Genomic DNA, 20,107 nt, shown 5'->3' on the forward strand with positions numbered 1-20,107 from the left:
AGTCCACGTGGCGGCGTCGAACGAGCGGAGGCATGTGGCCCAGGGTACTCCTGGGCACCACGAGCGCACCTGTGACCACCCTCACAGCCACCCACCCGGGGCTCCGCCCCAGACCCCGCTCACGCCGTGAGCCCACTCGTCCTCAATCGCCGGACGGGCTGAGGATGCCTCGACTGGGCATGCTGCCAAGGCCGGCCCACCTGGGGGCGCGGGGAACTGCGCGGGACGCGGGCACGGTCCGCAGGCGTGGGCGGGGTGTCCTGGGGCTCCGCCCCAGACCCCGTTCGCGCCTGAAGGGCGCTCGTCCTCAATCGCCGGACAGGCTGAGGTGGCCTGCACGGGCGGGGGGTCGAGCAGCCGGACGGCCCGAGGGTGTCCATGCTGGGCATTCTGCCAAGGCCGGCCCACCTGGGGGCGCGGGGAACTGCGCGGGACGCGGGCACGGTCCGCAGTCGAAGGGCGGGGTGTCCTGGGGCTCCGCCCCAGACCCCGGTTCGCGCCTGAAGGGCGCTCGTCCTCAAACGCCGGACGGGCTGAGGTGGCCCGCATGGGGCCGGGGTCGAGCAGCCGGACGGGCTGGGGTGGCCTGCATGGGCCGGGGTCGAGGAGCCGGGCGGGCCGGGGTCGTCGGGAGTGGGCATCCTGCCGAGGGCAAGCCACCCAGGGGCGCGGGGAACTGCGCGGGATGTGCGTACCGTTCGCGACGCGGAAGCGGCCCCCGTCGTGGGAACGGCCTACGGGCCGACGGCGTCCCCGTCAACGCCCGGCCCGGCGGCCGGAGTTGAGGTGAGGGCGTCGTGCGGCCCGTCAGGGAGGAGCCGTCGTGCCCCGGGTCCGAGAAGCGTCGCTTCGCGGAGTCGGGGCGCGGCGTCCGGCGTCAGGTCTTGCGGGACCTGCTCATCAACATGCCGCCCGCGACCAGGGAGAACAGGCACACGCATGCGCCCGTGATGACATTGCTGAGGATGGCTCCGGTGCCGGCGCTCCGTGCGACGACCCAGGGAGAGACGATCAGCCACGCACCCAGGAGCAGAACCACGAAATTCAGGTCCTGCGACCTCTCCGGGACCATCGACATGCACAGACCCAGAACCGCGAGGGCTATGCCGACGATCAGGTTGCTGATGGCGAGAGTGGGCTTGGCGGCCGAGAAGTGGACCGTCCAGCCGGAGATCGCGGCGTAGATACCGGCGAGGATCACGAGTTCCTCGACGGCCGCGACACCACGGGTTTCCATCACCCGTGCGTAGCGGTCCCGCATTTCCGATGCATCGGGGTGCCCCGAGAGATCTCCAGGGCGGTGTGAGACGTCGGCCATCCGACTCGCCTCCTTCTGAAAAGTCTGCACGTCTGGCCGCGCTGCGACACGATGTCGCCATCCCATTGTGCGCTTATCTGCCCTTTATGAGTAGCTGGAGCGTTAAGTAATTTTTGGGTGTTTTGTGCAGCACGGCATGTGGTGGAGCGGACACCTTGCGTGCTCGCGGCGGACGCGTCGACGCGGGGACGCCCCCACCACGCCCTGCGGTCACCCTCCGGTCACCCGGGGAAGGTAGGACCGGACCATGTCACCCACGACGAGTGAGCCGGCGACCGCGTCCCCGGCCCGTTTCTCCGATGTCAAAGGCTGGTTCTGGCCCGCCGATCAGCTCCTGTTCGACTGGTTCCTGAACCGGCAGGCCCAACTCCCGGACCACTCAGGTGATTTGCTCGAACTGGGTGCCTATCTCGGCAAGAGCGCGATCTTCCTCGGTGGCCATCTGCGCCCCGGCGAGCGGTTCACGGTGTGCGACCTCTTCGATTCGCCGGCACCGGACGACCCCAACAGCGCCGAGATGGACAAGTCGTACGCCACGCTGACCAGGGACGCCTTCGAGACGAACTACCTTGCCTTTCACCCGGAGTTGCCCACCATCGTGCAGGGGCCGACCTCGGTCATCGGTTCGCGCGTCGAGGCGGGCAGCTGCCGCTTCATCCATGTCGACGCCTCACATCTGTACGAGCATGTGCACGGCGACATCGTGGCGGCGAGGAAGCTCGCCGCTCCGGAAGCGGTCGTGGCCTTCGACGACTTCCGGGCCGAGCACTGCCCCGGCGTCGCGGCGGCGGTCTGGGGCGCGGTCGCGACGCAGGAACTGCGGCTCATCTGCATCACCGCCACCAAGGCGTACGGCACCTGGGGCGACGCCGCGCCGGTGCGGGCCGAACTCCTGACGTGGCTGGAGTCGCGCCCGGACCTGTGGCACGGAGTGGAGGAGGTGGCGGGCGCGCCGCTGATCAGGATCAGCGGCAAGAAGGCCCAGGCGCCCGCACCGCCGCAGCCGCTCCACCCGGCTCCGTCGGACGAGCCGATCGGTCCGGAGGCGCCGGAGGCGGCGGGAGCGTCGCAGGTGCCGGGGGCGCCGCTCGCTCCTGCTGTGCCGGTCGCGCCGGCCGCCCCGACCGCGAGCCGGGGGCTGTTGGCCCGAGCCCTCGGGGCCCGGCGCCGGCGCTGATTACCCGATAGGTCTCAGGGTGCGAGCGTCAGTGTGCCGCGTCCACCTGTGGGCGCGGCACACATCTTCGGACCCCATACTGCACGAAATCTAGTGGTCGACGACCACACCAACGCCTTGCTCCTGTCCGAACAGGTCCGTCCAGGAGCCGAAGAACAGGAACGAGTTGTTGGTGGCGAGCCCCACCGCGGCGAACACCAGCACCTGCGTGGCCACCAGCAGGCCGAGCCGGCCCAGGAACGTCTTCCAGTGCTGGCGGGCCAGGCGCGGCCACAGCCAGATGGTGACGACGAACATCACCACGGCGCACAGCACGGTCAATACCAGCACCTTGTTACTCGTGAGACCCATGGGTCGACAAAACTCTCTGCCAGAAGAACGCCCGGCGCACCCGGGCGGCACCGCTCGGGGGTGCTCAGGAAGGTAGACAGGCAAGCGGGCCGATCCGTTCCCGTGCGCCCACGGAATTCGGCCCCGTGGTGTCCGGACGTCAGAGTTCCCTGACGAACCGGCGACCCGGGCGCCCGTTCAGCTGGATGGCCTCGGTGGGGACGAACCCCGTGCGCGTCAGGACCGCGTGGGAGGCGGCGTTGTCCAGGGTGACCTTGGCGCGCAGCGTGATGAGACCGTACCGCTGCGAGGCGAGCGTGCAGATCTCCTGCACACATGCCGTGGCCAGACCCTTCCCGGCGGCCCGTTCGGCGATCCGGTAGCCGAGTTCGGCCGAGCCGTCTTCCACGTCGAGCAGGTTGATCCGGCCCAGCACCTCACCGTCCTCGTCCACCACCACGTGGAAGAAGCAGATGCCCGCCTCCTGTTCGGCGAGCAGCGCCTGGTGGCGCGTGTCGAAGTGGGTGAAGTAGTCATCACCCCGGTCGGGAATCGACGCCGCGAAATAGCGGCGGTTCTCCCGCTCGAATCTCAGGAGCGCCGGGGCGTGGTCGAGGCGGAGAAGCTGAAGCTCAGGCATGCGCCCAGGCTACGCACCGGTGGCACGGCGGCAGTTGGAGGGCGCCGTGCGGCGGTGTGGGGAGGCGGCAGGAAGCGGCGTCCCGCCCGGATGGGGGAGTGGGTGGCGCCGCGTGACACCGGCGCGCGGCCCGGCCACGCTTGCCGCGCCACGCCCGCGGCTGCTCTGATGGGTCGCCGTGACGGCAGCGAGTGCGACCGAGACGGTCGAAGCGGTATTCAGGATCGAGTCCGCGCGGATCATCGCGGGAGTCGCCCGCATCGTGCGGGACGTCGGCATCGCGGAGGAGCTGGCGCAGGACGCGCTGGTCGCCGCGTTGGAGCAGTGGCCCCGGACGGGCGTGCCCGACAAGCCGGGTGCCTGGCTGATGACCACCGCCAAGCGCCGGGCGATCGACCTGGTGCGGCGCAGGGAGACGTACGCCCGCAAGCTCGCGGAGGTCGGACGGAGCGAGGAGGTGCCGCCGCCCGACCCGTCGGACGTCGACGATCCGGACGGCATCGACGACGACCTGCTGCGGCTCGTCTTCACGGCCTGCCACCCCGTTCTGTCGACGCAGGCGAGGATCGCGCTCACCCTGCGTCTGCTCGGCGGGCTGACCACGCAGGAGATCGCCCGAGCGTTCCTGGCGCCGGAGCCTACGGTCGCCCAGCGGGTCGTCCGCGCGAAACGCACCCTCGCGAAGGCCGGGGTCCCCTTCGAGGTGCCCTACGGAGCGGATCGCGACGCCCGCCTGGGCTCGGTGCTCGAAGTCATCTACCTGATCTTCAACGAGGGGTACTCGGCGACGGCCGGCGACGCCCTGGTGCGGCCCGGCCTGTGCGAGGACGCGCTCCGGCTGGCACGCGTACTCGCCGTCCTGATGCCCAAGGAGCCCGAAGTGCACGGCCTGGCGGCCCTGTTGGAGTTCCAGGCGTCCCGCATCGCGGCCCGCACCGGACCCGACGGCGAACCGGTCCTGCTCGCCGACCAGAACAGGGCCCGCTGGAACCGTCTGTTCATCCGGCGCGGCATTGAGGCGCTCCAGCGCGCGGGGGACGGCCCGTACTCGCTGCAGGCGGCCATCGCCGCGTGCCATGCGCGGACGATGCGGTACGAGGAGACGGACTGGGCCTCCATCGCCGCCCTGTACGGGCGTCTGGTGACACTCATGCCCTCACCGGTGATCGAGCTGAACCGGGCGGTCGCCGTGGCGATGTCCGAGGGGCCCGCGGCCGGCCTCCTGCTGGTGGACGCCCTGCGCGACGAACCCGCCCTGCGGGGTTACCACTTGCTGCCGAGCGTCCGGGGCGACCTGCTGGAGCGGCTGGGGCGCCCGGCCGAGGCGCGCGCCGAGTTCGAGCGCGCGGCCTCGCTGACCCACAACGTCCGCGAGCGGGACCACCTCTTGACGCGGGCCGCGCGCTCGGGGGCGTGAGTGCGGCGCCCGGCTCAGCCGGCGGCGGTCGGGGCGGGCGATTGCGCGGTGGGAACGCCGTGCGCGGTGACGAGCCGGGCGTTGCCCTCGGCGAGCTGGTAGGCGAGGCCCACGACACCGGTGTGGCCGGAGGCGACCTGGTCGGCGAGGACGCGCGAGCGGTCCAGGAGGAGGTCGACGGTGTGCCTTATGTGCGCGTCGATGAAGTCGCTGTCGGAGGTGACTCCGGCGGCGCGGGCGGCGAGCACGCTCGGGGTGACGCGCTCGACGACGTCGCGCACGTAGCCGGTGGCGGGCAGCCCGTTCTCGACGGCGGACCGGGCGGCCGCCACCGCGCCGCACGAGTCGTGGCCGAGGACGACGACGAGACGGCAGTCCAGGATGCTCGTGCCGTACTCGATGCTGCCGAGGACCTCGGGCCCCAGGACGTGCCCGGCGGTACGGACCACGAACAGGTCGCCGAGGCCCTGATCGAAGATGATCTCGGCAGCCAGCCGCGAGTCGGAGCAGCCCAGCAGGACCGCGAAGGGCGTCTGCACGGGGGCCAGCTCGGCCCGCCGTGCGGCGTCCTGATTCGGATGCCCCGGGGTTCCGGCGACGAAGCGCCGGTTGCCGTCGAGGAGCGTGGCGAGTGCCTGACCAGGAGTGACCGGAGTGGATGCCATACGGCCAGCCTACGAGGTGCCCAGGTCTCCGCGATCCGGGGCCCCCATGTCGGGGCCCGCGGCGATCTCCCCGGGGGGGGCAGGGCGCAGAGCAGGCGCAGGGCGTTGAGGAACCCCCGGCGGTCCGCCGCGGGCAGGCGGTCGGGGAGGTGGTCCTCGCGCCGCTGGATCGCGGACCGCGCCGCGTCGCGCAGCCGCCGTCCTTCGGGAGTCAGGGACAGCAGGCGAGCCCGTCGGTCGGCCGGGTCGGGGCGGCGGGACATCAGCCCGCGCCGCTCCAGGTCGTCGAGCACGCCCATGATGCGGGTCTTGCCGGCGCCGATGGCGCGGGCCGGCGCGGACTGGGTGCGCACGGGTTCGTCCTCCAGGTGCAGCAGGACCGCGTAGGCCCACATGGTCAGGCCGTGTGCCTCATGGTCAGGCCGTGTGCCTCCAGGACGGGAAGCTCCGTGGCCATCAGGGCCCGCCCCAGCGGTACGACCGCGCAGCACCGGCGGATCGCGGCGGCCGCGGCAGGCCGGGGCGAGCGGCCGGAGCCCTGGCGCGCGGTGCCGGCCGGTGCCGATGCCGTCGCGCGCCACCTCGCGGCGTGCGCTCTCGTCGTGGACGCCTTCGCGGCGGTCGATTCGGCCGAGCGGTCCTTCGCCCTGCCCGAGTTCGGGGCGGGAGCGGCGTTTCCGGCCGGACGGGCGATCGGGTTCCACCTCGTCGACTACGTCGTGCACGGCTGGAACGTGGCCCGCTCCCTCGGCCTTCCCTGCGCACCGGACGCCGGACTCCTCGAAGCCGCGCTGCCGCTCGCCCTCGCCGTGCCCGACGGCGGACGCCGGCTCGAACCGGGCGCTCCCTTCCGTCCGGCCCTCACGCCGCACGGCGCCGCGCACCCCCTCGACCGGATCCTCACCGCACTGGGCCGCTCCCCGCAGTGGTCGGGGTGAGCACATGGGTGACACGGGGCGGCGTGAAACGGCCGGTTCGCGCCACTCGTCGGCGACACGCTCCCACCACCGCGCGTCCGCTCGGAAAGAGGACGGGATCTGTCCTCTTGGGGTGCCAGGGTGTGGGTCGGGAACACAGGGACCCCTCGACGAATGGAGCAGGCCGATGAGCCGACACGTTCAGGTCACGTTCGACGCCCATGACCCGCGAACCCTTTCGGTCTTCTGGTGCGAGGTCCTGGGGTACGTCCATCCCGGGCCGCCCGGGGTCGAACTGCCCCGGGGCGCGGACCCCCTGGCCGCGTGGGACGACTTCCTCGCGCGGGCCGGCGTGCCGGAGGACCGGCGCAACACGAGGTCGGCCGTCGAGGACCCGGACGGCCACGGCCCACGGCTCTTCTTCCAGCAGGTGCCCGAGGACAAGACCGTCAAGAACCGGGTGCACCTCGACGTCCGCGCGGCCCCGGGGCTGCACGGCGAGGAGCGGATGGCGGCACTTGAGGCCGAGTGCGGCCGACTCGTCGCACTGGGAGCGGCACGGGTGCGCCGTCAGGAGCCCGCCCCGCCGATGGAGTCCGGCTTCATCGTGATGACCGACCCCGAGGGCAACGAGTTCTGCCTGGACTGAGGCGGCCGGGGCGCCGCCCACACCGTGGGCCGTGAACACGAACGGCATCGGCGGTGAACCGCGAACGTCCTGCGGCAGTCGGTCGCGCGACCATCCGCCGACCGGGCAAGTTGGCTCAACTCACCTGGTGTACAACGGATTTGGGGCCCATGTCACCGGGGACAATGGCAGCGGGTACCCGTCCATGTGTCAGTCGAGCGATGCCAGGCGCACGGCGCTCGACGCAGGAGCGCCGCTTCCGGCGCGGGTCAGGCGCCGTTCAGGGAACGGGAGCCTCCCCGCGCGGGGGCCGGAGCCGAACAGTCAGAGGCCGGGAACGCGACACGCCTTCCGCACGGCCGCACACCTGTCGAGTGAGGAATTCCCATGGGGAGCTTGGGTCGACGCGGCTTCATGACAGCAGCGGGATCATTGGCGACGATGTCGGCGACGGGCACGCCCGCCCTGGCCACGGCGGACGCCGCCGACGCCCCGACCGCGTCCGAGTACGTGGACGTACAACTGCTCAGCATCACCGACCTGCACGGCTATCTGCAGGCCCCGCCCACCAGCGACCAGGTCATCACGGGCGCCGCAGGCAAGAAGTTCACGGTCGGCGGGGTCCCCTACCTGGCCGCGCACCTGGAGGCGTTACGGGCCGGACACACCAACACGTTCTTCTTCGCGCAGGGCGACCTGTTCTCCGGCTGGGCCTTCCCTGCCGTGTCGCTCGCCGACGAACCGACCATCGAGGCGCTGAACGCCCTGGGCCTCGACTTCTCCACCGCGGGCAACCACGAGTTCGACCGCACCCCCGGCTTCCTGATCGACCACATGGAGAACGGCAGTCCGTACGCGGGTGAAGGGTGGACCAACTCCTTCCCCGACTCCACCGGAGGGGCCTTCCCCGGCGCCGACTTCCGCTACTACAGCGCCAACATGCTGTGGGGAAGATCCGGCGACACCGTCCTCGCCCCGGTCAATGTGGAGTACGTACATGGCCCCCATGGGCGGCGGCTGCCCATCGGGTTCATCCACCTCACCGTGACCGGCACCGAATCCGCCACCACGAGTTTCCAGACCGCCCTGCGCATGCTGGACCAGTTGGAGACCGCGAACCGCTGTGCCGCCCTCCTCAAGTCGCAGGGCGTCAACGCGATCGTCCTGAGCATGCACGACGGAGCGGTGGCCGGGAGCGACTTCAACAGCGGGAGCACCCCCTCGGGTCCCGCCTACGACCTGGCGCTCGCCGCCTCGCCCGACATCGACGCCATCGTCACCGGACACTGGCACTGCGCCTTCAACATGATGGTGCCCGACCCGTCCGGAAGGCCCCGGCCGTTCGTCGAGGCCGGCTGCCACGGCCAGATCCTCAACGAGATCAACCTGCGCCTCGATCCCACGACCGGGAAAGTCGTGCGGGAGCTCACCACCTCGACCAACCAGCCCAACACCCATGACGTGACACCCGACCCGGACCTCAAGGAGATCGCCGACTACTGGACCGGATACGCCACCCGCCGCGGCGCGGTCCGCATCGGCCGCCAGACGGCCTCGTTCACGCGGACCCGGAACAGCCTCGGCGAGAGCACGATGGGCAATCTCGTCGCCGACTGGGCGCTGTGGGCGGGCGGACAGGAACTGGATCCCTTCGACACGGGGAACATCTGGCCCAACGTCGCCGCCGATCTCGCGGTGATCGCGATCGCCCCCCGCCTGGGCCCGTGTGTCATCAACGACGACCTCCAGCTCGACACGGCCGCCCAGGGCGCCGTCGCCTACACCAAGGCGTTCAACGCGGTCGGCTACGGGGATCCCATCGTGACGGCGACCGTGACCGGCCAGTGCATCCACGACGCCCTGGAACAGCAGTGGAAGACACAGGGCACCGTCCTCGGCTTCGCACCCTTCGCCGTGTCGCACAACGTGCGGTACACCTTCGACGCCGCCGGACCGGCCGGCAACCGGGTCGATCCTGCCGACGTCCTCATCAACGGCGTGCCGCTCGACCCGCACGCCACCTACCGGCTCGCCACCACCGCGTACACGCTGCAGGGCGCGGACGACTACCCGGCGCTGCTCAACCACACCGAACCGGTCCGGCACACCCGCGACTTCGAGAGCTTCGTCGCGTACGTGCAGAGCCAGTCCGTGCTGACCCCCGCCCCGCTGGGCCGGGTCACCGCCCGCAAGGCCGCCACCGCGCGCGGCGACATCGCGCGGCTGCTGCCACTGGCCGCCCCGCACGACACGGACCGCACGCCACGCGTGGCCGCCGCGGGTACGGACGGCGCTCAGGGGCGCTGCTGACCCGGCCCCGGATCCGGGCGCTCCCGCGAACCGGCCCCGTGGTGCCCCACCTGTCGGCGGCCGAGCGGCGCCGACCAGCGCGTAGGGTCGACCGCGGCGGCGTGGCACGGGGCCCGCCGCCGTGATCGCCCCTCGCCCGGAGGCCGACCCTGAGTACCGTCACCGCCGAGATCGTGTCGGCCGTCCTCCTCTTCGGCGTGCTCGCCTTCGCCGTCGTACGGCCACGCGACTGGCCCGAAGCGGTCGCCGCGGTCCCGGCGGCCGGCCTCGTCGTGGCGCTCGGCGCCGTCTCGCCCGCGGAGGCCTGGCAGCAGACCCGAGATCTGCTGCCCGTCGTCGGCTTCCTCGCCGCCGTCCTCGTACTGGCTCAACTCTGCGACGACGACGGCCTGTTCGCGGCCGCCGGAGACACGGTCGCCCGGCTGTGCGGGGCCGGCGCCCAGCGGCTGCTCGGCGGGGTGTTCGTCGTCGCCGCGGTCGTCACCGCCGTCCTCAGCCTGGACGCCACGGTGGTGCTGCTCACCCCCGTGGTGTTCGCGACGGCGGCCCGAGCGGGCGTCCGGGCCCGCCCGCACGTCTACGCCACCGCCCACCTGGCCAACTCCGCGTCGCTGCTGCTGCCCGTCTCCAACCTCACCAACCTGCTGGCCCTCGCCGCCAGCGGGCTCTCCTTCACACGGTTCGCCGCCCTGATGGCGCTGCCATGGCTCGCCGCGATCGCCGTCGAGTACGGCATCTTCCGGATCTTCTTCCGCGCCGACCTGGCGGCCGTACCCGGCCGGGCACGGGAGGGCGAGAGCACCCCGGTGCCCGTGTTCACGGTGGTCGTACTCGCCCTGACGCTCGGGGGTTTCGTGGTGACCTCGTTCGCCGGACTCAGCCCGGCTTGGGCCGCGCTCGCCGGCGCGCTGGTCCTCGCCGCGCGCGCCCTGGCACGGCGCCGCACCACACCCCGCAAGGTGGTGGCCTCGGCGGGGCTGCCGTTCTGTCTGTTCGTGCTCGGCCTCGGCATCGTGGTCAAGGCGGTCGTGGACAACGGCCTCGGCACGGCCATCGGCCATCTGCTGCCCGCGGGCGACGCGCTGCCCGCGCTGCTCGCGGTCGTCGCCGTCGCCGCGGTCCTCTCCAACCTCATCAACAACCTGCCGGCCGTGCTCGCGCTGCTCCCGGTGGCCGCGGCCGGTGGCCCGGGGCCGGTCCTCGCCGTCCTCGTCGGCGTCAACCTCGGCCCCAACCTCACCTATGTGGGGTCGCTCGCCACCCTTCTGTGGCGGCGCATCCTGCACGAGCACGACGACGCGCCCGCACTCGGCCACTTCACCCGCCTCGGATTGCTGACCGTTCCCGTCACACTGGTCGCGTCAACGGCCGCGCTGTGGGCGGCGCTGCACCTGATCGGAGGCTGACCGCATTCCATGAGCGTCATCATCTGGATCACCGAGGGCACCTGGACCGCCTGCGTGGACGCCGCGCGCGAACACGCCGCGGCCGATGCCGAACTCGTCCTCCTGCACGTCACCGACGACACGATTGCCGAGGCGGCCCACGGCGCCTTCGCCGGACTCCTCGGCCGCGGCCACCGCGAGCGGGACCCCGGCACCCGCCTCGAAGACCTCTCCCGCGCGGCGACCGACGACCTCTTCGCCGAGGCCGAGCGACGCCTGGGCCGCCCGGCGCGCCGCCTCGCACCGCACGGCCGCACCGAACGGGAGGTCGTCCGCGCGACCGAGGGCGCCGACCTCCTGATCTGCGCCCGCGACGGCGACCGCGCACGCCTCGGCCCCCGCAGCCTGGACCCGGCCACCCGGTTCGTCGTGGACCACGCGCCCTGCCCGGTCCTGCTGGTCTGGCCGGACGCGGCACCCGGCCTCGGCTCCCTGCCGCCACCGCCACCGGGCCCGACACCTCCACCACCGTCGCCGCCCGGCCGTCCAGGCCCCTGAGCTGGAACCGCGGCACCGGCCGGTTGGCGAGCGGGCGCGCGCGGACGCTAGCCTGGGGCCAGCGGTGGCCCCCGGGCCCGCCGCGCGGCGGTGGGGCCCGCCGTACCCGAACCGCGGCACAGGCGCCGCCGACGGTCCCTACTTGCCAGCGCAGGTAGGAGAGGCATGTCCGACGGAACCACCCGGCCGACCGCGGCCGCCGCGTCCGAAGCCGGCACCGGGCCCGACATCGACCCCGACCTTCTTCCCGCGAGCGCGGACGCCGCCGCGCACGGGCTCGGCCCGGTCGTGGCCGTCGTGGCGCTCGGCGGAGCGATCGGAGCCTGTGGCCGCTACGGGGCCTCGCTCCTGTGGCCCACCCCGCCCGGCTCGTTCCCGTGGACGACCCTGCTGGTCAATGGTGTGGGCTGCGCCCTCATCGGCGTCTTCATGGTGGTGATCACCGAGGTGTGGACGGCCCACAGGCTCGTGCGCCCCTTCTTCGGGACGGGTGTGCTGGGCGGCTTCACCACCTTCTCGACGTACGCCGTGGACGTCCGCGGGTTCCTCGCCGACGGAGCGCCCGGCACCGGCCTGGCCTATATGGCGCTGACACTCCTCGTGGCGCTCGTGATGGTGGGGAGCGCTGTGTGGGCCACCCGCCGTACCCTCGCCGCGGGCCCGGGACGGGGGCGTGCACGATGACCTGGCTCCTCGTGGTCGCGGGGGCGATGATCGGGGCCCCGCTGCGCTTCCTCACCGATCGCGCGGTGCAGCAGCGGCACGGCGGCGTCGTCCCCTGGGGCACCCTCACCGTGAACGTCGCCGGCTGTCTGATCCTCGGTGTGCTCACCGGCGCGGTCACCGAGGGCGCCGCGTCCTCACAGGTGCAGCTGTTCGTCGGCACCGGCCTCTGCGGAGCGCTGACCACGTACTCCACGTTCTCCTACGAGACGCTCCGGCTCGCCGAGGGCGGGGCCACCGCGCGTGCCGCTGCGAACGTCCTGGTCAGCGTGGCGGCCGGGCTCGGCGCCGTCTTCCTCGGCGTGACGCTCGCCCAAGCGCTCTGGGGCTGAGTTCCACCGGAGGGCCCTCGCACGCAACCGATCCCGACCCTGTAGCGTCTACGAGCCTGTAGACATTCATCTTCCGACCGCCGGACCGTCATGTGCAGGACGCCTCCCCGACCTGCCTCGTTTCCGGCCGGGCGCGCCGTGCCCCTCGAACCCCGGAGAACCGCACCCCATGACGACTCCCACCCCCACGACGATGGCCCTGGACGGGTCGTCCATCGACGGTGGCCTGTACGGCGACATCACCGATTTCGCCCGGCACACGCACTGGCTGAACGGCCCGGTGTCGGCCTACACCAGTTACGGTGTCGCCCTGTTCGCCGTGTTCATGCTGCTCGGCTGGTGGATCGCCCGGCGCAAGGACGCCTCGGTGATGGCGGCGGCCCTGGCCGCGCCGGTCGCGATGGTGCTCGCGTACGGGGTGAACGACGCGGTCAAGTCGGTGTTCATGGAGCCGCGCCCCTGCCGTGCCCTCCCGCACGACTTCCTCATCGAGAAGTGCCCGCCGCTGGACGACTACGCCTTCCCCAGCAACCACACCACGGTCGTGGCCGCGGCGGCCGTCGCGCTGTTCTTCGTCGACCGCCGCCTGGGCGCCGTCGCCACCCTGGCCGCACTCCTGATGGGCGCCTCACGCGTGTACGTCGGAGCGCACTATCCGCACGACGTGCTGGTCGCCCTCGTGGTCGGAGGGGTGGTGGCGTTCGTGGTGTCGTGGTCCGCGCGCCGGTACGGGGCACCGCTCGTCACCCGGCTCCGGGGCGGCGCGCTGAAGCCGCTCCTCGCCTGAAGCGGGGCGCGCACGGTGTTCGGAGCGCCCCGCACCCCCTAGGCTCGGCGACGTGCTGCGAATCGTCGATGAACTCGCCGGACCTGGCCCCCTGCGCGTCTGCGCCCACGCCCCCGCCGATGGTGACGCGGGGACCGGGCTGCGGGTGCTGCTGATCGCGGACGTGCTCGCCCGCGTCGTCGAACTCCGCGGCCGGGCCGTGCTCCTGGGATGGACCGGCCCGGCCTACTCGGCCGCCACCACCGGGCTGCGGCCCGCCGACGCGGAGGGCGACCCGGAGTCGATCGCCGAAAGCCTCGGCGGCCCGCCCGGCGTCCATCTCACCAGCGGCACGTACGAGCGGGCGACCACCGCGTGCCTGCGCGTCGGCGAAGCCGAACTGCCTCCGCTCGACGGCCTCGATCCCCTCGCGGTACGCATGCTCCTGCTCGGTCACCCCTACGAGGAACCCGTCGTGGCCACGGCCGACGGGATCGACGAAGCGGCGGGCACCCTCAGCCGGTGGCGCCGCGCGGTGGCCCACGGGGCGGCGCACCCGTCGAAGCCGATCCCCGCCGACCTGAAGGCCACGGCCCGTACCGCCCTGGAGAGCCGCCTGGACACCGCCGCCGTCCTGCGCCTCCTGGGGGACCTGGAGACGGCGCCCGAGGTGCCCGAGGGCGCCAAGTTCGAGACGTTCTCCTATCTGGACCGTGTGCTCGGCCTCGAACTGGTCCGCGAGGTGGGGACGGTCTGACCCGACGGGGGCGGCCCCTGAGGGGGCCGTCACGTCAACCCGTGGTGCGGACAGGCAAATTGGGCCGCCGCCCTTCCGAGGCTCCTCGGCCCTCTGCCCCCTCTCGCTCCCTCGGCCCTCTCGCCCCCGCCCTCTCAGCCTGCGAAGCCGCCCTGCTCAAGGATCCTGTCGATGCGGCCACGATGGGCCTCCTCCCACGCGTCCAGCGACTCGTCCGCCTCCTGTGCCGGCTTGCGCCGTGCGCCGACGAGGACCTCCTGCCGGCGGGCGCGCGGCGTGACGACGACGCCCTCCTCGTCGGCCACCACCACATCGCCCGCGTTCACCCGCACTCCGCCGCAGCGCACCGGCACGTTGAGCGGCTCGACGGCCTTCTTGGTCCCCGGGACGGGGATGACGCCCCGGGCGAAGACGGGGAAGCCCAACTCGCGTACCTCGGCGAGGTCGCGAACGACTCCGTCCGCCACGAACGCGGCGATGCCCCGGCGTTGGGCGACGGCGCACACGTTCCCGCCGGCCAGCGCGTAGTCGAGGTCGCCCGATTCGACGACGACGACCGAGCCAGGCTCGGCACGGTAGATGGCGGCGTGCAGCATGAGGTTGTCACCCGGGGGACACCGAACCGTGAATGCGGGACCGGCCACCCGCGGAATCGGGGACCACAGGGGCCGAATTCCGATATCCATGACCTGCCCGCGCCCCAGAAGATCGGCGAGCGTGGTCGGCGAAATGCTCTTGAATTCATCGATGTCGTTCATGTTCTTCCTTGGTCGGGGCGTGAGTTGTCCGGTGCGTCCCGCCGCCGGTGGCCCTGCGGCGCTGAATTCCCCCATGTTCTCAGGGGATCTGATGTGGAGCCAGGACGAGTCCGCCGTACGGAAAGCCGCGCATGGAGCGCCGGGGTGGTGGTGCGGGTCCAGTGGCCCGGGGGGCGGAGTCGGCTCCGTGGATCGGCGGCGGGCGCGCCCCGGGCGTGATCCTGGCGTCGCCCACGGGGCGTCGGCAGGGCGTCGGCGGGGCCTTCGTCACGGCCGTGGGCAGGCGTCCTGAGCGCACGATTGCCGCGGGGGCGGTGTGGCGCAGGTCGCATTTTCCAGTTCGGTTTGAATGACTCACCGAACATAAAAGTCCCTAGTGTCCGAAATGGAATGCTATGGGATTGGGGGGTGCGCCCCGGAGAATGTCCCAATTGGGGCTAATGGGCAAGCCTCGCCGCTTTTGCCGGTGGGGCGTTCGGTTCCCGGATGTCCGAGTGAATTGGGTCACTCACCCAACGGGCTGTCAGGAAACGCCTCGGTCTCATTCGGGTTCACTGCAAAGCGAGTTGACGGCTCCGGCGGTGGTGTTCGCGGCCGCGCATTTCAGTGGATCAATATCCCGGATCGCCCTCAATGAATTCTGGCCTTGTTTCTCCTCGGCCCATTCGTCTACGTTCACCTCCAATCCGGATGGAACGCCGAATCCTGCCACCGTCCGGTACCTCCCACACACGTATGGCAGGAGCGGGGGACCCAGGTAAGCCGCCGATCCGGATTCCGGAACGGCTGGGGTGAAGTCGCGTGCACCGCGACCGGACATCTCCCGTCCGAACCCGACAGCTCACCTCGCAGGCGACGGAGAGGACAACACCATGCCTGCAAAGGGCAAGCACCGCCGCCCCAAGTCCAACTCGCTCAGCCGGGGGCTCGCCGCCGCCGGTGCGGGCGGCGCTGTACTCGCCATGCCGGTGATCGGAGCGACCACGGCCGCCGCGGCGCCCGCGTCGGTCCACACCGCCACCGTGGCGAGCGTCTCCGCGGCCGCCAAGCCGGCCACGGCCGTGAAGGCGTCCCCCCTGAGCTACGACGTCGTCTCGGGAGACTCGCTCTCCAAGATCGCCGACGCTTTCCATGTGAGCGGTGGCTGGAAGCAGCTCTACCAGGACAACCAGAGCGTCATCGGCGGCAAGCCCGCCATGATCCACCCGGGCATGAGGCTCACCCTCGGCGGCAAGGCCCCGGCGCCGGCCGCCACCACGACGGCGCGCGACGCCTCGCTGGACCGGGCCGACCGCTCCGCACGTCAGACCAGCCTCACCACCGCCAGCACGACCTCGTACGCGAACAACCTGGACGGCTGGATCCGACAGTCGCTGGACATCATGGGACAGAACGGCATACCGGGCACCTACGACGGGATCTACCGCAACATCATGCGCGAGTCCTCGGGCAACCCGATGGCGATCAACAACTGGGACTCCAACGCGGTGGCGGGCACCCCCTCCAAGGGCCTCCTCCAGGTGATCCAGCCCACGTTCACCGCCTTCCACGTGGCGGGTACGTCCACGGACCTGTACGACCCGGTCGCCAACATCACCGCGGCGTGCAACTACGCCGCCAAGACGTACGGCTCGATCGACAACGTCTTCGGCGCCTACTGAGACGGCACGCCGAAGCCGCGCGAAGGCCGGATGTCCTCCCTGCGGGGCGGGCATCCGGCCCGACGGCGCCGGCTCAGTCCCGGCGCGCCAGCAGATAGCCGCGCAGGGTCGCCGCCTCGTCGGCGCAGTGCGTGCGCTCCATCCGCATCTCCACCGCGAACCCCGCCTCCTCCAGAGCCGCCGCCACCCGGGCGGTCTCCAGGAACCGGAAGTCGACGTCCACCTCGTGTCCCCACCAGTCGTCGAGGTGGCGGACCTCCGAACCGACATGGAACGACACGAGGAGCAGCCCGGCCGGCCGCAGCGCCCGGTGTGCCTCGTCGAAGGCGCGGGTCAGCTCCGCCGGCGCCAGGTGGATGACCGAGTAGAGTGCGACGGCCGCCCCGAACTCGCCGTCGGCGGCGGGCAGCGCCAGCAGGTCGCCCTCGCGGAACTCCACCCCGGGGAACTCGCGCCGCCCGACGGCCACCATGGCACTCGACAGATCGACGCCGACAGTCCGCACGCCCCGGGCGGCGAGCCAGCCGGCGACATGTCCCGGACCACAGCCGAGGTCGGCGACCACGGTGCCGGGCTCCCTGCGCTCGACGAGGCTCGTGAGCAGCGCCCGGTCCAGGGGTTTGCCGCCGAGCTCGTCCCGCAGACGTGCCGCGTAGGTCTCGGCGACGGTGTCGTACGTGCGCCGCGTGACGTCGTGGCTTCCCCGATCGGACATGGGCACAGCTTGCACCGGCCGTCCGCGCCGCGGCAACGGGAAACCGGGCGGCGGAGCAGTGGCCGGGCGGGGGTGGCGCAACTTTCGTTCACCCGGCGGGGTGAACAATCTCAAGGCTGCACGTTTCTGCATACGCGCCTGTTCCTAGGGTGCTAGTGCGTCACCCGACCACGGTGACTGCCCGATTGCCGTAACCCCCGTACCCCCGGGGGCCTTTGCTGGACCGGGAGCTGCCCATGGGAACCACCGCTCGGCCATCCGTCCCGGCTCCCGTGCCCCTTCCGCCGGGGCTGCTGCCGGAGCGGTGCCGCCATGCCCGTACGCATCTGGTGCGCGGGGTCACGGTGGTGGAGGTGTACGGCACCGTGGACCTGGCCACCGCCCCCGACGTGCGGCTGCACCTCGACGCGGCCACCCGGACGCCCGGCGCCCGGGTCGTCGTGGACCTGCGGCCCGTGGAGTTCTTCGACTGCGCCGTCCTCACGCTGCTCTGCCGGGCGCACCGCAGGATCCGTGAGCACGGCGGCCGGCTGGGCGTGGTGTGCGTACGGCCGTGGCATCTGCGGGTCCTCGCCGCCGGCGGCCTCGGCGCGCTGATCCGGCCGGCCGCCACCGTCGAGGAGGCGGCGCTCACCGCGCCGGTCGCCCCACCGTCGGACGTCAACCACCGCTGATCGCGCCGAGGTCGGCGGGGCGCCTCGGTGCGAGGGGCTCTCCCTCGTCCCGGCGTCGCTGCCCCGGCCGTGCACCTCCTGCTGCCCTTCCGTACCTTCACCGGCGTGCCCCACGGTGATATGCACGTACAGCCGGACTTCGCGTCCCACCACCGAAGGGGTTCACGTGCACGCCCACGACAGCCAGCAGGGCCGATCCGTCACGCCCGGCGGGCCCGCGCCGCGGACTGCTGAGCGGGGCGAGGCGCCAACGGCCGTGCGGGGCATGGCGGGAGCGGGGTTCACCCCGGCGCACGTGCTCGCCCTGCAACGGTCCGCCGGCAACGCCGCGGTGGCCGGGCTGTTCGCCCAGCGGCCCGAGACCGTGCAGCGCTCCTCCGTCCACGACGTGCTGCGCGGATCCGGCCGGCCGCTGGACTCGGACGTGCGCGCCGACATGGAGAGCAGGCTCGGCGCCGACTTCGGCGACGTCCGGGTGCACAACGACGTGACCGCGCAGCGCTCGGCTGCCGAGATCGGCGCCCGCGCCTACACCTCAGGAAACCATGTCGTGGTGGGCCGGGGTGGTGCCGACCGCCATACCCTCGCGCATGAACTCACCCACGTCATCCAGCAGCGCCAAGGCCCTGTGGCGGGGACCGACACAGGTGAGGGACTGAGCATGTCGGACCCTTCGGACGCCTTCGAGCGGGCGGCCGAGGCGAATGCCACCCGGGCGCTCTCCGGGCCCGTGCCCGACGCGGAACCGGGATCCGCGCCGGCGTCCGACGCCGTACAGCGTGCATGTGACGGGCCGTCACACGCGCACCCGGCGGACTCCGCCGTCGTGCAGCGTGCCGTGGGTTTCGAGTTCGAGGCGCAGTGGAACGTCCGACGCGTCGCCGATCCCGCCGCCGACACCGCGATCCATGAGCAACGGATCACCGAGCGCGACCAGTTGCTCGACGCCAAGCTGATGGAGATGGTGCTCAGGCCCCAGGCGAATCAGCTGACCGAGGAGGAGAAGGCGGAGTCCCCCGAGGCCCTCAGGGCGCGCTGGTTCGACGGGGAGTTCCTCAACGCTGCCGGTGAACGCCGCCTCGAACAGACCGAGTTCAGGCGGGGCGGCGCCCAGCGGGCCGCCAGCGAGATGAGCCTGATGATCTCCAGCCAGATTCCCGAGGCGCCCCTGCTGGGTGAGAACCTCGGCAAGGGGCGCGGGCCCGACGGCGTCGTGGTCCGGGGCACCAAGTACGACCTGACCGCGGACGCCAGCCCCTCGGGCGGCTCCAACCTGGAGTGGGTCACCGACCCGTTGAACACCGTGGGCGAGGTCGGCTCCGTACTGGACAGCATCACCCGCATGACCGGCTACCTCAACGGACGTCAGAAGGACTCCTTCATCCCCTCGGAGGACGTCACCGCGGGCGGCGGCACCCCCGAACCCCATCTGCGGATCTACCCCTTCCGCGGGCCGCTCGAATTCGCCCCGCAGACCACCGCGGGGATGCGCCTCGACCGGCTGCCGGACATGATCGGCTATCTGTCCGACAACGCCGGCAAGGGGGAGAAGCCCAAGTCGAAGTCCCTGGGCGGTGTGCTGAACTCCATGCACGACAAGCTCACCCATGCCCCCCAGCGGCGCACGCAGGCCCGCAGCGACCTCTTCGGCGGCGGCCTCGGCACCCTCCCCGTGGCCAAGACGGGCGCGGAGCGCGCCGTGGGGGAGTTCAGTGCGTCGCCTCCCGAGGGGCTCTCCCTGTCGAAGGGCGACATCGGCAGTCTGACGGGTCTGGTGATGCATCTCGGCGCGTATGTGCTCGCGGGCGAGGAACTGCAGGCGGGCGCCAACGCCAAGTCGATCGCGGGCGGCCTCATGGCCCGCACCGACTTCGCCCACAACTTCGGTCTGCTGCCGCGCCCCGTGCAGGAGCACTTCCGCGAGCATCCGGACCAATTCGCCGACCTGGTCCTGAGCGCCGTCGGCCGGGAGGGGAACAGGCCGCTGTTCGGAGCGTCGGTCGAGCGCGGCCTGGCGAACGACCGCACGCAGACCACGATCGCGCTGACCCGCTCGAAGTGGCTGCGGACGGTGGCCCTCGGCCACGACCTGCTCAAGAACGCGGAGAACCTGACCTCCGAACAGCGGGACATGGTCGACGACGAGCCCGGCGCGCAGGCCGTCCACAAGTCGCTCGGCGCGCTCGGCGACCAGGACAACAGCGTCACCGTGAAGAAGGACGAGATCCAGCTGATGGTGGCGGAGCTGCGCCGCATGAAGGACATGGTGCCGGCGGAGAAACTGAAGCCGCTCGCCCTCGCCGCCTTCAAGCTGATCGAGCAGCTCAATCACGGAAAGGACCTCAAGTACGCCAAGCGGGACTAGCGCTTGAGCGA

The 20,107-nt window shown here is 71.8% G+C and carries 19 protein-coding genes, 2 pseudogenes and 1 riboswitch; of the genes and pseudogenes, 14 read left to right on the forward strand and 7 right to left on the reverse strand.

The window, feature by feature from the left end; genetic code table 11:
• Positions 1–877 precede the first annotated feature (877 nt).
• Positions 878–1,237: an SPW repeat protein gene (locus OOJ98_RS13240; protein WP_267054854.1), complete on the reverse strand. Its 360-nt coding sequence runs from the start codon at positions 1,235–1,237 to the stop codon at positions 878–880.
• A 328-nt stretch (positions 1,238–1,565) separates the two neighbouring features.
• Between OOJ98_RS13240 and OOJ98_RS13245 the strand changes: the two genes are divergently transcribed.
• Positions 1,566–2,495, forward strand: coding sequence for a class I SAM-dependent methyltransferase (locus tag OOJ98_RS13245; protein ID WP_267054855.1), 930 nt, complete (start codon positions 1,566–1,568; stop codon positions 2,493–2,495).
• Between the two features lie 93 nt (positions 2,496–2,588).
• Here OOJ98_RS13245 and OOJ98_RS13250 read toward each other — a convergent pair.
• Together OOJ98_RS13250 and OOJ98_RS13255 are read right to left on the reverse strand one after the other, a co-directional pair.
• Positions 2,589–2,846: pseudogene (locus OOJ98_RS13250) on the reverse strand (esterase); the annotation flags it as partial.
• A gap of 139 nt (positions 2,847–2,985) precedes the next feature.
• Positions 2,986–3,465 (reverse strand): GNAT family N-acetyltransferase, encoded by a 480-nt coding sequence (locus OOJ98_RS13255; RefSeq protein ID WP_267054856.1) that lies wholly within the window; start codon positions 3,463–3,465, stop codon positions 2,986–2,988.
• Between the two features lie 178 nt (positions 3,466–3,643).
• Between OOJ98_RS13255 and OOJ98_RS13260 the strand changes: the two genes are divergently transcribed.
• On the forward strand, positions 3,644–4,882 hold the full coding sequence (locus OOJ98_RS13260) for an RNA polymerase sigma factor (protein ID WP_267054857.1): 1,239 nt from the start codon (positions 3,644–3,646) through the stop codon (positions 4,880–4,882).
• Positions 4,883–4,896: 14 nt separating this feature from the next.
• On the opposite strand, the gene OOJ98_RS13265 is transcribed toward OOJ98_RS13260, so the two are convergent.
• Together OOJ98_RS13265 and OOJ98_RS13270 are read right to left on the reverse strand one after the other, a co-directional pair.
• Positions 4,897–5,547, reverse strand: coding sequence for a carbonic anhydrase (locus OOJ98_RS13265; RefSeq protein WP_267054858.1), 651 nt, complete (start codon positions 5,545–5,547; stop codon positions 4,897–4,899).
• A gap of 287 nt (positions 5,548–5,834) precedes the next feature.
• Positions 5,835–5,942 (reverse strand): annotated as a pseudogene (locus OOJ98_RS13270) (MarR family transcriptional regulator); the annotation flags it as partial.
• Between the two features lie 54 nt (positions 5,943–5,996).
• Here OOJ98_RS13270 and OOJ98_RS13275 point away from each other — a divergent pair.
• The 9 genes from OOJ98_RS13275 (at position 5,997) to OOJ98_RS13315 (ending at position 13,923) form a co-directional block, all read left to right on the forward strand.
• Entirely contained in the window at positions 5,997–6,485 is a 489-nt protein-coding gene (locus tag OOJ98_RS13275) for a TIGR03086 family protein (RefSeq protein WP_267054859.1), read from the forward strand.
• A 166-nt stretch (positions 6,486–6,651) separates the two neighbouring features.
• Positions 6,652–7,113 carry a VOC family protein gene (locus OOJ98_RS13280; RefSeq protein ID WP_267054860.1) on the forward strand — a complete coding sequence of 154 codons (462 nt, stop codon included), beginning with the start codon at positions 6,652–6,654 and terminating at the stop codon, positions 7,111–7,113.
• A gap of 366 nt (positions 7,114–7,479) precedes the next feature.
• Complete coding sequence (locus OOJ98_RS13285) at positions 7,480–9,402, forward strand: bifunctional UDP-sugar hydrolase/5'-nucleotidase (protein ID WP_267054861.1); 1,923 nt, start codon at positions 7,480–7,482, stop codon at positions 9,400–9,402.
• A 170-nt stretch (positions 9,403–9,572) separates the two neighbouring features.
• Positions 9,573–10,808, forward strand: coding sequence for an SLC13 family permease (locus OOJ98_RS13290; protein ID WP_267055628.1), 1,236 nt, complete (start codon positions 9,573–9,575; stop codon positions 10,806–10,808).
• Positions 10,809–10,817: 9 nt separating this feature from the next.
• Entirely contained in the window at positions 10,818–11,345 is a 528-nt protein-coding gene (locus OOJ98_RS13295; RefSeq protein ID WP_267054862.1) for a universal stress protein, read from the forward strand.
• A 165-nt stretch (positions 11,346–11,510) separates the two neighbouring features.
• Complete coding sequence (locus OOJ98_RS13300) at positions 11,511–12,029, forward strand: CrcB family protein (RefSeq protein WP_267054863.1); 519 nt, start codon at positions 11,511–11,513, stop codon at positions 12,027–12,029.
• Positions 12,026–12,400 (forward strand): fluoride efflux transporter CrcB, encoded by a 375-nt coding sequence (gene crcB, locus OOJ98_RS13305; protein ID WP_267054864.1) that lies wholly within the window; start codon positions 12,026–12,028, stop codon positions 12,398–12,400. Before OOJ98_RS13300 ends, crcB begins: the two co-directional genes overlap by 4 nt.
• A gap of 169 nt (positions 12,401–12,569) precedes the next feature.
• Positions 12,570–13,187 (forward strand): phosphatase PAP2 family protein, encoded by a 618-nt coding sequence (locus OOJ98_RS13310; RefSeq protein WP_267054865.1) that lies wholly within the window; start codon positions 12,570–12,572, stop codon positions 13,185–13,187.
• Positions 13,188–13,239: 52 nt separating this feature from the next.
• The gene (locus OOJ98_RS13315) at positions 13,240–13,923 is read left to right on the forward strand and encodes a hypothetical protein (RefSeq protein ID WP_267054866.1); all 684 of its coding nucleotides are present in this window, start codon (positions 13,240–13,242) and stop codon (positions 13,921–13,923) included.
• Positions 13,924–14,057: 134 nt separating this feature from the next.
• Here the strand turns inward: OOJ98_RS13315 and OOJ98_RS13320 are convergent, their stop codons facing one another.
• Positions 14,058–14,681 carry an RraA family protein gene (locus OOJ98_RS13320; RefSeq protein WP_267054867.1) on the reverse strand — a complete coding sequence of 208 codons (624 nt, stop codon included), beginning with the start codon at positions 14,679–14,681 and terminating at the stop codon, positions 14,058–14,060.
• A 686-nt stretch (positions 14,682–15,367) separates the two neighbouring features.
• A riboswitch (cyclic di-AMP (ydaO/yuaA leader) is annotated at positions 15,368–15,551 on the forward strand.
• Positions 15,552–15,553: 2 nt separating this feature from the next.
• On the opposite strand from OOJ98_RS13320, the gene OOJ98_RS13325 reads away from it, so the two are divergent.
• Positions 15,554–16,342 carry a LysM peptidoglycan-binding domain-containing protein gene (locus tag OOJ98_RS13325; RefSeq protein WP_267054868.1) on the forward strand — a complete coding sequence of 263 codons (789 nt, stop codon included), beginning with the start codon at positions 15,554–15,556 and terminating at the stop codon, positions 16,340–16,342.
• Between the two features lie 73 nt (positions 16,343–16,415).
• Here the strand turns inward: OOJ98_RS13325 and OOJ98_RS13330 are convergent, their stop codons facing one another.
• On the reverse strand, positions 16,416–17,057 hold the full coding sequence (locus OOJ98_RS13330; RefSeq protein WP_267054869.1) for a class I SAM-dependent methyltransferase: 642 nt from the start codon (positions 17,055–17,057) through the stop codon (positions 16,416–16,418).
• Positions 17,058–17,293: 236 nt separating this feature from the next.
• Between OOJ98_RS13330 and OOJ98_RS13335 the strand changes: the two genes are divergently transcribed.
• Complete coding sequence (locus tag OOJ98_RS13335; RefSeq protein WP_267054870.1) at positions 17,294–17,731, forward strand: anti-sigma factor antagonist; 438 nt, start codon at positions 17,294–17,296, stop codon at positions 17,729–17,731.
• A gap of 265 nt (positions 17,732–17,996) precedes the next feature.
• Positions 17,997–20,096 carry a DUF4157 domain-containing protein gene (locus tag OOJ98_RS13340; protein ID WP_267054871.1) on the forward strand — a complete coding sequence of 700 codons (2,100 nt, stop codon included), beginning with the start codon at positions 17,997–17,999 and terminating at the stop codon, positions 20,094–20,096.
• Positions 20,097–20,107: the final 11 nt, after the last annotated feature.

Origin of the sequence: Streptomyces sp. NBC_00083, from assembly GCF_026343295.1 — a bacterium.
Lineage (GTDB): Bacteria > Actinomycetota > Actinomycetes > Streptomycetales > Streptomycetaceae > Streptomyces.

Coding starts and splice junctions, on each gene's coding strand:
- OOJ98_RS13280 (WP_267054860.1), top strand. CDS start 6,652: ATGAGCCGACACGTTCAGGTCACGTTCGACGCCCATGACCCGCGAACC.
- OOJ98_RS13245 (WP_267054855.1), top strand. CDS start 1,566: ATGTCACCCACGACGAGTGAGCCGGCGACCGCGTCCCCGGCCCGTTTC.
- OOJ98_RS13265 (WP_267054858.1), bottom strand. CDS start 5,547: ATGGCATCCACTCCGGTCACTCCTGGTCAGGCACTCGCCACGCTCCTC.
- OOJ98_RS13295 (WP_267054862.1), top strand. CDS start 10,818: ATGAGCGTCATCATCTGGATCACCGAGGGCACCTGGACCGCCTGCGTG.
- OOJ98_RS13300 (WP_267054863.1), top strand. CDS start 11,511: ATGTCCGACGGAACCACCCGGCCGACCGCGGCCGCCGCGTCCGAAGCC.
- OOJ98_RS13255 (WP_267054856.1), bottom strand. CDS start 3,465: ATGCCTGAGCTTCAGCTTCTCCGCCTCGACCACGCCCCGGCGCTCCTG.
- OOJ98_RS13325 (WP_267054868.1), top strand. CDS start 15,554: ATGCCTGCAAAGGGCAAGCACCGCCGCCCCAAGTCCAACTCGCTCAGC.
- OOJ98_RS13340 (WP_267054871.1), top strand. CDS start 17,997: ATGGCGGGAGCGGGGTTCACCCCGGCGCACGTGCTCGCCCTGCAACGG.
- crcB (WP_267054864.1), top strand. CDS start 12,026: ATGACCTGGCTCCTCGTGGTCGCGGGGGCGATGATCGGGGCCCCGCTG.
- OOJ98_RS13330 (WP_267054869.1), bottom strand. CDS start 17,057: ATGTCCGATCGGGGAAGCCACGACGTCACGCGGCGCACGTACGACACC.
- OOJ98_RS13310 (WP_267054865.1), top strand. CDS start 12,570: ATGACGACTCCCACCCCCACGACGATGGCCCTGGACGGGTCGTCCATC.
- OOJ98_RS13240 (WP_267054854.1), bottom strand. CDS start 1,237: ATGGAAACCCGTGGTGTCGCGGCCGTCGAGGAACTCGTGATCCTCGCC.
- OOJ98_RS13335 (WP_267054870.1), top strand. CDS start 17,294: ATGGGAACCACCGCTCGGCCATCCGTCCCGGCTCCCGTGCCCCTTCCG.
- OOJ98_RS13285 (WP_267054861.1), top strand. CDS start 7,480: ATGGGGAGCTTGGGTCGACGCGGCTTCATGACAGCAGCGGGATCATTG.
- OOJ98_RS13320 (WP_267054867.1), bottom strand. CDS start 14,681: ATGAACGACATCGATGAATTCAAGAGCATTTCGCCGACCACGCTCGCC.